This window comes from Chromohalobacter sp. HP20-39 (assembly GCF_033052815.1).
GTDB lineage: Bacteria > Pseudomonadota > Gammaproteobacteria > Pseudomonadales > Halomonadaceae > Chromohalobacter.
Map to the genome: position 1 here is coordinate 1 of NZ_JAWHTP010000799.1, position 261 is coordinate 261.

A 261-nucleotide genomic window follows, 5' to 3' on the forward strand; every position below is an offset into this window, starting at 1 on the left:
TTGATTTCACCGTGATCGGTGATGAGGATGCGCCCTTTGCCGGCGGGAGCTACGTGCTCGTGCAAAAGTATCTGCATGACATGGCCGGGTGGAACGCGCTTTCCGTCGAGGCGCAGGAGCGCATCATCGGGCGGACCAAGCTGTCCGACATCGAACTGGACGACGATGCCAAACCGTCGTGGTCGCACAGTTCGCTGACCACGCTTGAAGAAGATGGCCAGGAGGTGAAGATCCTGCGCGACAACATGCCGTTCGGCCGGC

At 60.5% G+C, this 261-nt stretch carries 1 pseudogene; it reads left to right on the forward strand.

The window, feature by feature from the left end:
- Nucleotides 1-261, forward strand: a pseudogene (locus RVY79_RS20155) (Dyp-type peroxidase domain-containing protein); the annotation flags it as partial.